Genomic DNA, 10,777 nt, shown 5'->3' with positions numbered 1-10,777 from the left:
CCGGCACCTTCTTGGTCAAGACAGAACTGCACGAGCGTCATTCGTTTCAATGCGCGCTCTTTCTTCGACAACATTTCAGCAGGTCTGCGGCGCATCGGGAAGAGTTCCGCCACCTTCCCACGCCGTAAGGCCTTATCGTATTTCTTAAACAGGCGCATCTGGGCTTCCGCGGCCGCTTTGAGTTGGCGGCGCTCGCCTTGGGTGATTCCCGCGCAAACGCTCAGCACACGACTCAACCGCTGGTCCGGGGTCGGATGGGTCTCCGGAATCGTCGCCTCTACACGAGCGGCGAGGGCAACGTGACGGACCATCTGCCATTGACACGATGCTGCGATGGCTTGGTAGCTGAATTGCTCTGCGTCTTGACACAGCCGCACAGCGGTCTCGTCGGCCTCGAGCTCGAACCGCTGCGTCATCTGGGCAGCCTGTCTCGGCCATTGCAGCGGGTCGTCGGGCAAGCCGGGAAATGCCTTGGTGATTTTTTCGCCATGATCGAGCAGGATGTGCGCCGCCTCATGCGCCAGTAGAAACGCTATCCAACCGAAGTTGATCTCCATAAAGATCCTCGTCAAGTCATCCCTAGGTCCTCTGCCAGTCTTGAGTCCGATGAGCAGTTTCGAATAACCTTCGTCGAGATGGACCACGGGATCGCCTTCAACCAGTGCGTCGATCAGGTTGTCGAACCAGAGAGTAAAACAGCGCCCGATTTGCTGGTCGGTTACGAGGCGAGCAACAGCGTACGCAAAGAGGGCGGCTGCTCGTAGGTGTCCGTCATCGATGATAATGCGGTCACGACCAGCGCGGCTCCCCGTACCCGGACCTGGGCGAACTTCGACCTCAATTCTCCGCAATTTCGCACCGTAGCGGTCGAAGATCTCTCTCTCCTTCAAACGATCCAACAGCGCTTCCCAGCGGATCTGGATGCCACGCTCCGATACAGCGCCTTGAAAGCCACCCGCGTGCGGGGACCGAAGGAATTCCAGGTTTACGCCGGGCGTCACGTCGCGATAGGCGTGTTTCGTCGAAGCCATGTCGGTGCTCTTCGCCGTATTGGACTCAATCTCGCCACTCGGGAGCAAACGTCTCAGGATAGCGCCGCTTAAGCGCATTGAGCTCCTGCCGCTCATCAGTGGACAGCCAATCCTTTGACGCCAGCTCCTCTATCCTCACGGCGTGCGTGGGGTCGAGGCGTCCCGCCTTGTATACGTTTTCATACACGCGCTCGAGGCGAATGGCGGCCGGGCTTTCAGGCGCCAGCCGTTTCACCTCTTTCACGGCGAGCAGAAGATCCTCGAGGTCGTCGTGTTTCACTGCTGGCGGCGCTGCCCGATCGGTCGCGGGTGGCTCGAAGTAGTGGTAGGTGGTCTCCCCTCCGTCGGCGGTCTTGACGACTACGTGGAGCTTACGCATGAGGCCAATACCGAGGAACACGACCCCCAGTGCGGCGAGTGCGATACCTGGGCCGTAGTTCTGCACCATGACCCTCACGCCGTTCAACGACGCCTCGGCACTCAGTTCAGTCTGCCGATCCCCTGCCATCGTCTTGGCCGGGGCGGCATCTTTGTCCACCGCAGTGATCGAGAGGAATGCCAGGCAGAACAGGCCCGCCGCCAGGGCATAAAGGATCAGCCGCTCGATCCACCGCATTGTTATAGCGACACTGGTATTCACCGCATACCTCCGTATCGTGCCCTGCATCTTCCTGGGCGTCTCTCCTTGGCTCCCGCCGCCTTTGCACCTTTCCTACGATCTCTCCATCTGGCGAAGTGCAGCGAGGGAGCAAACCGTTTGGTGGTCGGCAACACTGGCCACGACCGCCCACGCTTCCGGGCACCCGGAATCCGATTGTTCACTCTCGCTCAAAGATGTGCCGGTATCCCGACGACCCAATTCCCGGGACACTCCAGATGACACGAGTGCGGAAGCATCTTACGAAGCACTCCTGCTACGCCAGTCTTTCCGATCCCAAGGCTCCTGTTGATCTTGAGGCATATTGGAGGGCCACCCCCGGCAACGCAAGGGTTGGAGCCATAGCGCCGACCTCACCGTGTATGATTCGTCGGACGGTTCTTTGGGGGATTCTCTCGCTTATATCAGCGGCCGAAATGCAGTCATCGCACCACCGTTCTCCTTCATTTTGGCGGGCACTTCCTGTGCTTGCGAGTTGACTCAACGCAGACGAAACACCGTTCATCCCCCTCCTGCACAGAGATGTCCCAATTGCACAGGACTGTCCCGTCTTCCGGGTCCTCTACTCGAAACCGGCGTTTCCCAGGCTGGACAACACACTTGGTCGGCGTGTTCCCGCAACGCTGCTCGCCACCTTGTTCGTCGTCGAAATAAACACGGTCATTCTCACGCTCTGCGCCAATCACGGCGACAACGGGATTAACCCCACCACCATAGAACCGCTGGAGTCGAGCGTTCTTATAGGACGAAACGCCGGACCGCAGATTATAGTGAAGCACGATTGGCTGAAAACCATCTGCGTCGACTAAGACTCGGTATTCGCCCGGTGCTAACCCTTCGAAACGGAACACGCCGTCAGAATCCAAGGTCGCGGTCTGGCTCCTGGCACTTAGCAGCCAGACGCTGGCCCCTGGAAGGGCCTCGCCGCTGAAGTCGGCTACACGGCCCTTGGCCGAACTCGCCGTTTCCTGCGACACCGCATACGCCGCTGCAAATACAACAAGCATAGTAAGCAGAGAAATCCAATGAGCATCTAAGAGCTTTCTCATCGCGGCGGCCACCACCTTTCAGTTCTTTCAGTCTGTTGACACTTCGCCTGAGCCACGAATCATATCGGCCAGAATGGTCCCGCCCACGAGCATCACACCAACTACGAGAAACCCGGACTGGAGGAATCTGAGATGTCGCAGGGAGTCCGTCTTTGAAAGAACGACGCCTTGTTCGGCAGCTTCGATTACTGATTCTATTGTGACAAACCCACACCCAAGGGAGAGGACCAACAGGATCATTCCGATTGCGGCCAGCGAACGGCGCAGCCGGTCGGAACGGAGGCGCCACCGCCCGAGAAACTTCTGCGAAAGCAAAAGAGCCGCTCCGCCGAAGGTGGCCAAAGTCAGGCTCTGGACATATTGAACCGAGTTGAGTGCGAGCTCAACGAGATCCTTTGACCCCAGAACAGTTTTGTCTTGCTGCCCGGTCCAAGGAAGGAGCGATTGATAGAGCCAATAGACCAAGAGAATGCCGATGGCTGCCGTACCCAGCATACTTACGAATGGCCCTAAATTTCGATTGAGTCTCATCGACGATCCAAGATGAGAGCTAGTATAAATCAGCAGGGACCGGATGGTAAAGATATCCAAGCCGTCCGCGCCCGCCGAGATCCAGAACCCGCTCGCAGAGAGCCCTCTCTCCGGTCAGCAGGCGCAGGCGCCGAGGCCCGAGCAAACCAGCGCGCTGGCCTTCCGACGACTCGCAACGGGCATCGCATCCCGCATCCGCTTAGTTTAATCCACGGCTGTTTAGCGCACAAAGATGCCAGAAGAAAAATCATCGAGCACGGACCTCAGTACCTCGGGGCGTCAGGCTCCGCTCCTCGGGATGTGCGGCTCACTTTTTTTTTGCCTGATGACCTCGCAGGCGCGGGCCGTTACTCGTAGCGGAGGGTTTTCATGGGTTGGACTCGGGTGGCTCGGAGGGCGGGGACGGAGCAGGCCAGGAGGGCTACGGCGGACAGGACCAGGGCGTAGAAGAGGTAGGTGGCGGGGTCGGCGGGGCGGGTGGTGTGGAGGAGGCGGGTGAGGAGGCCCGAAGCCAGGAAGGAACCGACCACGCCCACCACGATGCCGGCCAGGGCCAAGCCCATTCCCTGCCCCAGCACGCGGCGCAGGATGTCGCGGCGGCGGGCGCCGAAGGCCATGCGGATGCCGATCTCGTGGAAGCGCTCGGAGACCACGAAGGAGAGGACACCGAAGATCCCTACTGCCGCCATCACCAGCGCCAAGCCCGCGAATCCGCTGAGAAGCAGCATGGACAGGCGTTCACGGTTGGTGGAGGCGCGTCCCAGTTGGTCCAGGGGGGCCAGACGGTCGGCCGCCAAGTCGGGATCGAGACGCTGCAGAGCGCTGGTCACGGCTAAAGTCAGATCGGACGGCTCCCACTGGCCGCGGATCAAAACGTAGACGGGACGCGGGGAACCTCCCCGGAAGGGCAGGTAGATAGCAGGCGAAGGCATGCGCCGCGGATCGCGCCGCACGTCCTCGACCACGCCGACCACGATAAAGCGTCCCGACCCGTCGCGCAGGCGCAGGCGTGCGCCGATGGCCTCTCCCGGGCCGCCCAGCAGGTTGGCGAAGCTTCTCGAGATGACCACGGCAGGACTTCGCCGCCGTTCCTTGTCGAGCAGCAGACGTCCCGTCACCACCCCGATTCCCAGCGTCTTCCAGTAGGCGGGGCTGACCGCGAAGCAGTCCACCAACTCGCCGCGTCCGCCCGAGGAATAGTCGGTCATCAGCACCTTCGAGGGGACGCCGGGCAGCGGGGGAACCGAGGCCGAGAAGGCCGTCGTCTCGACCCCGGCCAACCGCTGCAGACGTTCGGCCAGAGCCTCCAGCACGTTTTCACGGTGAGCGGCGGTCTGGTACTTCCAGGAGGGAAGGCGCAGCTCCATCGCCAGCACCTTGTCGGCCTGGTATCCAGGATCGACGGCCTGGAGGGCAAGCACGGTGCGGATGAGCACGCCGGCTGCAATAAGAAGCACCATGGCCAGGGCCACTTCGCTGACCACCAGCACACCCCGGACGCGTCCTTCGGCGGTGGTGCCGGTGGCCGTGCGGACATTGCGCAGGGTGACGCTGAGGTTGGGCCGCGAAGCCTTCCAGGCCGGACCGAGTCCGAAGAGCAGCCCGGCCAGCAGGGAGACCAGCAAAGTAAAGAGAAAGACCTGCCAGTCGAGCGAGATCTCCTCGGCCCGCGGCAGCCAGGAGGCGAAAAGACTGCGCAGCACGTCTACGCCCCACAGCGCCAGCAGCAGGCCAACCGCCCCGCTGAGGACGGCCAGCAGCAGGTTCTCGACCACCAACTGGCCCAGCAGCCGGCGGCGGGGGGCTCCCAGTGCCGCCCGCAGGGCGATCTCGCGGCGGCGGCGCGAAGAGCGAGAGAGGAGCAGATTGGCCACGTTGGCGCAGGCGATCATGAGCACCAGGCCCACGGCCGCCAGCAGTGCGCTCAGCAGCTCTCCCGAATCGCCCAGCAGGTCTTGCCGCAGCGGCGCCAGATGGACGTCCCAGTCCCGATAGCTGTCGGGAAGGCTGAGTTCGAGACTCCGCGAGAGGGTCCGCAGTTCGATCCGGGCCTGTGAAAGGTTGGCGTCGTCGGCCAAACGTCCCCATACCCTGAACTGGCGTTCGTCTCCGTCCTGGCGCATGAGGAGGCCGGAGGAGAGCGGTATCCACAGCTCGCTGCCGCGTCCTTTCTCGGCTCCCAGTACGCCGTAGCCGGGCGGGGCCACGCCCACGATCTCCATTTCCCGTCCGTCCACCCGGATCGATCGTCCCAAGACTCCTTCGTCGGACGCGAAGTCGCGCTGCCAGAGTCCGAATCCGATGACCGCCACCTCGGCTGAAGCCCTCACTTCAGAGGGTTCGAAAGCGCGTCCCAGGCTCATGGGACGTCCCAGCAGCCTGAAGAAGTCTTCCGAGACCTCGTCGGCCTCAACCCGCCGCGCTTCCTCGTCCCTGATCAGGCTGACGCGGCTGGAACGGGCCAGCGCAAGGGCCTGGAAGGTGTCCATTTCTTGCCAGATCAGAAAACTGCGCCCCGAGGCCTCGGTCAGGGTCTGGTTGGGCACATATCGCTCATAAAGGCGCACCAGTTGTTCAGGTTGACGGAAAGGCAGGGGCTTGAGCAGGACCGAGTTGACAGCGCTGAATATGGTGCTGTTGGCCCCGATTCCCAGGGCCAGCGACAGCACTGCCACCGCGGTGAATCCCGGATGCAGCAGCAGAATCCGGAGAGCGAACCGCAGGTCACGGGCGACATTTTCCATGCAAACATGTTAAGGGAGCACGCCCTGTACCATTCGCCGGGAGCCGTCGACAGCGGGCTTGCGGGACGCCGGCCTGTCCGTACCTGGGAATCGGCATTGCAAAAGCGGACGGTGCTGGAAATCCAGCAGGCTGAGGACGGCCCGGATGCTAGACCGCCAGGGTGCGGAGGATGATGTAGAGGTCGCGGTGGAGGTCGGAGAGGTGATGGTCGAAGAAGGGTATCAGGGCGCGGGCGGTGAGGGTGACCATGATGAATCCCACCAGCACCTTGAGGGGAAGACCGGCGATGAGGATGTGGATCTGGGGCGCCGCCCTTCCCACGATTCCCAGCAGCACGTCCACGGTGATGCCCACCACCACGATGGGCATGGCCAGCTTGACTCCCAGGTAAAAGAGTCCCGAGGAAATGCGCAGCATCTCGTCGAAGAGCTGGCCGGAGAGGCTGGCCGTGAGGGGCGGGACGATCTGGTAGCTGTCGACCATGGCCTGGAAAAACCAGATGTGGGCGTCCATGATGAGGAAGAGGGTGATGGCGGCCAGGTTGTAGAGCACAGCCAGGACCGAGATTTCGACGTTGGTCTGAGGATCGATGACGTTGACCAGGCTGAATCCCATCTGAAAGCCCATCACCGTGCCGGCCAACTGCAGGGCCGCCAGGAAGATCTGCCCCGCCAGCCCCAGCATCAGCCCCACGGCCATTTCTGAAGCCAGTCCCAGCACCACCGTCACCGGATCGAGCGAGGGCAGAGTGATTTGGCTTCCGATGACCGGATAAAGGACGGCGCACAGGACCAAGGCCAGCACCACCCGGATGGACCGGGCGATGGCAAAGCTGCCCCAGAAGGGAGCGAAGATCATCAGACCGCCCACCCGTGCCAGAAGCAGGGCGAAGCCGATGAAGTACTCCGGGGTGTTGCCGATGTCGATCATCTCAAGTTCAAGCCTCTAAACCAACTGGGTGATTTGATGAAAGAGGTTGATGGTGAAGCTGACCAGACGGTTGAGCATCCAGGAGAGCAGAATCAGGGCCATGACCAGCACCACGATGATGCGGGGCACGAAGCTGAGGGTGGGGTCGTGGATAGAGGTTACGACCTGGACCACACTGATGAGCAGTCCCACCGCCAGGCCGATCAGCAGCAGCGGGCCGGCCAGCCACAGAACCTGCATTCCCACTCCGTGCAGCATCTCGACTACGGTTGCTTCGGTCATGAGCGAGGGTCCTCCGGGCCGATCAGGCGAATCCTTCGATCAAGGAGGTGACCACCAGCGTCCAGCCGTCCACCAGCACGAAGAGCAGGATCTTGAAGGGGGTGGAAATGACGATGGGCGGCAACTGCATCATCCCGATGGAGAGCAGCACCGAACTGATGACCATGTCGATGATCAGGAAGGGCAGAAAAATGACAAATCCGATGGTGAACGCCGCCTTCAGTTCCGAGAGCATGAAGGCGGGGATGATGACGCGCAGAGGAAGGTCGTCGGGCGTCCGCGGCTGAGGCAGCTTGCCGACCTTGACGAAAAGGGCCAGCTCCTTCTCATTGGCGTGTTTGAGCATGAAGGTGCGGATGGGCGCGGCCGCGGCCTCCAGTGCTTCCTGGCCCTGCAGCGTCCCCTGCTGGTAGGGCACCACCGCACCCTGGTAGATCTGCTCCAGCGTGGGACCCATCACGAACAGGGTGAGGAAGAGCGAGAGTCCGATGAGGATCTGGTTGCTGGGCGCCCCCTGCGTCCCCAGCGCCTGCCTGATGAAATGCGCCACCACGATGATGCGCGTAAAGGCCGTCATCGAGATCAGCATGGCCGGCAGAAAGGAAAGCAGGGTCAGGATGGCCAGCAGTTGCAGAGGAACCGAGTAGCTGTCGCCCGAGTCGAAGTTGACGTTGAGATTGGGCGAGGGCGGACTGGCCTGCTGCTGGGCCCAGGCCGGAACGGTCAGCGCTCCCAGCAACAAGAACAGGACCAGCCAGCGCTTGCAGGCACGGCTCCTCTTTGGGCCGAGGGTGCTCACAGCCCCATCTCCCCCAACAGACTTCTAAAAGACTTGAATCCAGGCCTCGACTCCGCGGCGGCGTTGTCGGAGGCATCCTCCTCAGCCTGCGGTTCGGGCTTTTCGCCCAGGGCCGAGACCAGCGAGATATTGCTGCTGGTGGCCCCCAGGAGGTAGCGCTGACCGTCGACCTGCACCACCAGCAACTGGCGCTTGTCGCCCAGGGAAGTCCGCTCCTCCACCTGGATGCTTCGGTCAGGCCCGGAAAGACCCAAGCGGTTCTGAAGGTGCATGAAAAGGCGGTAGAACAACCACACCAGTCCTAGAACCAGCGCCAAGGCCATGAAGCTCTGGGCGTAAATCATCTATGCCTCCCACCCCACGTCTGAAATCTGGATGCTGGCGCCGCTGTCAGAACTGACGACTTCGGCCTGAGCGATGGTGACGCCTTCGATGGTCAGGAGGACGGTTTCGTGTGCGGGTCGGTCCAGCACCACCGTGTCGCCGACCTCCATCTCGAGGATCTCCTTGACCTTCTTGACGGCCTTGCCGATGAGAATGTCGATGCGGTAGGGGATATCGCCGAAGCGGTCCAGATCGACCTGGGCCAGCTCCAGGCCCAGCTCTTGGGGGGAACGGCGCAAGTCTTCGCCTTCGGGCTTGACCGTGGATTTAGCTGCGGGTTTAGCTGCGGACTTGACTGCCGACTTGGTCTGACTGGCGGCCGCATTGGAAGTTTCCTGGGCCGCCTCTTGTGTTGCGGGACCGGCCATGGTGCCCCCTCCTCGCTCACTGAATCAACAACTCGGTGATGTAGACTTCTTTCAACTTTCCGCAATTCTCGGGAAAAACGCTGCCGATCTGCGTCAGCAACTCGTCTTTAAGCTGCTGACGGCCTCCGGGGGCGTTCAACTCATCGCTGGTCTTGCTGCCTATGGCAAAGATGAGGCGGTCTTGCACCCTGGGTTGAAAGGTGACCTCGTCGGAAAGGCCCCTCGATTCCCCATCCTCAGGGCGATAGAGTCCCAAGGTGACCGAAAGCCTCACGAAGCGCTGCTTGCGCGTGTCGTCGGCCAACTGGATGACGATGGGATCCAAGGGGAAGGTCTCGTTGACGATCTCAGGCGGAGCGCTTGCCTCCACCTGGCTGTCGGCCGAAGAGAAGATGCCTCCCAAATAGGCTCCCAGTCCGGCCGAGATGATTGCGAAAAGAAATCCGACAGGCAGGATGATCCAAAGTTTGGAGCGCTTCTTGACCGCTTGTGCTTCCTGCCCTGCTTCGTTTGCCTGTAGTTGCTCGGCCACGTTCATCACCTCCGACGACCAGCGAGGAAGCAAAGGGGATGCCAAAAAGAGAAGACCGGCGCAAACCCCTTGAAAGCCAGGGGTTTGCGCCGGTCCGGGGGGGGAGGAAGGCGTCACGGGTCCTGCTCGAGCCGACAGAATCTTGACGATTATCGGCGTCGAGCGTCAGATTTACCGCTTGAGGGCGATGGCTTCCTGAACCACCTCGTCGGCCGTAATGACCAGGCGAGAGTTGGCTTGGTAGGCCCTCTGGAAGATGATGAGCTTGACGAACTCCTCGGCGATGTCGACGTTGGAGCTCTCGAGGGCATTGCCCCTGATCACCCCGCGTCCGCCCGTGCCGGGCTCGCCTACGGAAGGATCTCCCGACTGGGCCGTCTTGGAATAGAGGTTGGAGGCCACCTTGACCAGTCCTTGGGGATTGGTGAACTTGGCCATGGCGAGCTGCCCCAGCGGGGAGGTCTCGCCGTTGGAGAAGAGTCCCTCGATCACGCCGTTGCGGCGAACCACGATGCCGGTCAGGGATCCGGCCCCGTTTCCGTCCTGGAAAGTAAGCTGGGTTTCATTGGGAAGATTGAACTGGGTGATGAATCCCTGGCCGTTCTCGTCGAAGAGATCCCAGTCGAAGGTGAGGTCGTTGGCTCCGTTGGCTAATCCGCTGATGGTGATGCCGGTGACGTCGCTGCCCGCCGGCAGGGCGCCTCCGGTGGTGGTTACGGTATCGATTCGGCCGTCGCCGTCGAAGGTGATCGATCCCGATTCCAAAACGGCGGGCGGATCTCCCACTGCGCCCCCCACGTCCTCGGCGGGAAGCTGCACTTCGTAGTCCCACCCCGAAGCCGTGCGGGTGAAGTGGAGGGTGATCTGGTGATCTTCGCCCAAGGAATCGAAGACGCTGACGGCGGTGGTGAAGATCTCGCCTTCCGGCGTGTCGACGTTGAGGTTGGCCCCGATGCGCAGCAACGAAGTGGCGCGAGGTTCCAGCCCGGTGTCGGGCACGATCTGGACGGGCTGCAAGCCGGAGTTGAGATTGACTTCCCCGTCGATGGCGGGATAGCCCAATACGAAGAGTCCCTCGCTGTTGGTGAGAAACCCGTCGGGGCTGATCTGGAAGTTGCCGGCGCGCGTATAGAACTGAGAATTGACGCCGTCGCCGACCACGAAAAATCCTCCGCCCTGGATGGCCATGTCGGTGGGGATCTGGGAGTCCTGCAAAGAGCCTTGGGAAAAGGTCTCGGCCAGGCGCTCGGTGCGGGCTCCCTGCCCCAGTTTAAGCAACTGATTGCTGCCCGAGATGAGTTCCGCAAAGTGGATGTTGTTGACCTTGTAGCCGACAGTATTGGTGTTGGACAGGTTGTTGCCCACCACTTCGATACCCAGTGAATTGGCAACAAGGCCTGACAGTCCGGTAAAAAAAGCTCCACCCATGGTCTTCCTCCTAACGTTTACGTGCTTGCCCTCCATAGCT

At 61.5% G+C, this 10,777-nt stretch carries 11 protein-coding genes; all 11 read right to left on the bottom strand.

Annotated elements, in window-relative coordinates:
- Window positions 1-1,031: hypothetical protein (locus VLU25_19755; GenBank protein ID HSR70174.1), on the bottom strand; the 1,031-nt coding region annotated here is incomplete at its 3' end.
- Between the two features lie 25 nt (window positions 1,032-1,056).
- Window positions 1,057-1,647, bottom strand: a complete 591-nt coding sequence (locus VLU25_19750; protein ID HSR70173.1) for a hypothetical protein — start codon at window positions 1,645-1,647, stop codon at window positions 1,057-1,059.
- Window positions 1,648-2,765: 1,118 nt separating this feature from the next.
- Window positions 2,766-3,269, bottom strand: coding sequence for a hypothetical protein (locus VLU25_19745; protein ID HSR70172.1), 504 nt, complete (start codon window positions 3,267-3,269; stop codon window positions 2,766-2,768).
- A gap of 347 nt (window positions 3,270-3,616) precedes the next feature.
- Window positions 3,617-6,013 (bottom strand): ABC transporter permease, encoded by a 2,397-nt coding sequence (locus VLU25_19740; GenBank protein HSR70171.1) that lies wholly within the window; start codon window positions 6,011-6,013, stop codon window positions 3,617-3,619.
- Window positions 6,014-6,161: 148 nt separating this feature from the next.
- On the bottom strand, window positions 6,162-6,944 hold the full coding sequence (gene fliR / locus VLU25_19735; GenBank protein ID HSR70170.1) for a flagellar biosynthetic protein FliR: 783 nt from the start codon (window positions 6,942-6,944) through the stop codon (window positions 6,162-6,164).
- Between the two features lie 15 nt (window positions 6,945-6,959).
- Window positions 6,960-7,226 (bottom strand): flagellar biosynthetic protein FliQ, encoded by a 267-nt coding sequence (locus VLU25_19730; GenBank protein HSR70169.1) that lies wholly within the window; start codon window positions 7,224-7,226, stop codon window positions 6,960-6,962.
- Between the two features lie 22 nt (window positions 7,227-7,248).
- Window positions 7,249-8,025, bottom strand: a complete 777-nt coding sequence (fliP, locus tag VLU25_19725) for a flagellar type III secretion system pore protein FliP (protein ID HSR70168.1) — start codon at window positions 8,023-8,025, stop codon at window positions 7,249-7,251.
- On the bottom strand, window positions 8,022-8,369 hold the full coding sequence (gene fliO, locus VLU25_19720) for a flagellar biosynthetic protein FliO (GenBank protein HSR70167.1): 348 nt from the start codon (window positions 8,367-8,369) through the stop codon (window positions 8,022-8,024). Before fliO ends, fliP begins: the two co-directional genes overlap by 4 nt.
- Window positions 8,370-8,777 carry a FliM/FliN family flagellar motor switch protein gene (locus tag VLU25_19715; GenBank protein ID HSR70166.1) on the bottom strand — a complete coding sequence of 136 codons (408 nt, stop codon included), beginning with the start codon at window positions 8,775-8,777 and terminating at the stop codon, window positions 8,370-8,372. It abuts the gene before it with no gap.
- Between the two features lie 16 nt (window positions 8,778-8,793).
- On the bottom strand, window positions 8,794-9,309 hold the full coding sequence (locus tag VLU25_19710; protein ID HSR70165.1) for a flagellar basal body-associated FliL family protein: 516 nt from the start codon (window positions 9,307-9,309) through the stop codon (window positions 8,794-8,796).
- Between the two features lie 171 nt (window positions 9,310-9,480).
- Window positions 9,481-10,737 carry a flagellar hook protein FlgE gene (locus VLU25_19705; GenBank protein ID HSR70164.1) on the bottom strand — a complete coding sequence of 419 codons (1,257 nt, stop codon included), beginning with the start codon at window positions 10,735-10,737 and terminating at the stop codon, window positions 9,481-9,483.
- Window positions 10,738-10,777 lie beyond the last annotated feature (40 nt).

The organism is Acidobacteriota bacterium, assembly GCA_035471785.1.
Taxonomy (GTDB): Bacteria; Acidobacteriota; UBA6911; order RPQK01; family DATIPO01; genus JANQFM01.
This window is presented reverse-complemented; position numbering and strand designations above follow the sequence as displayed.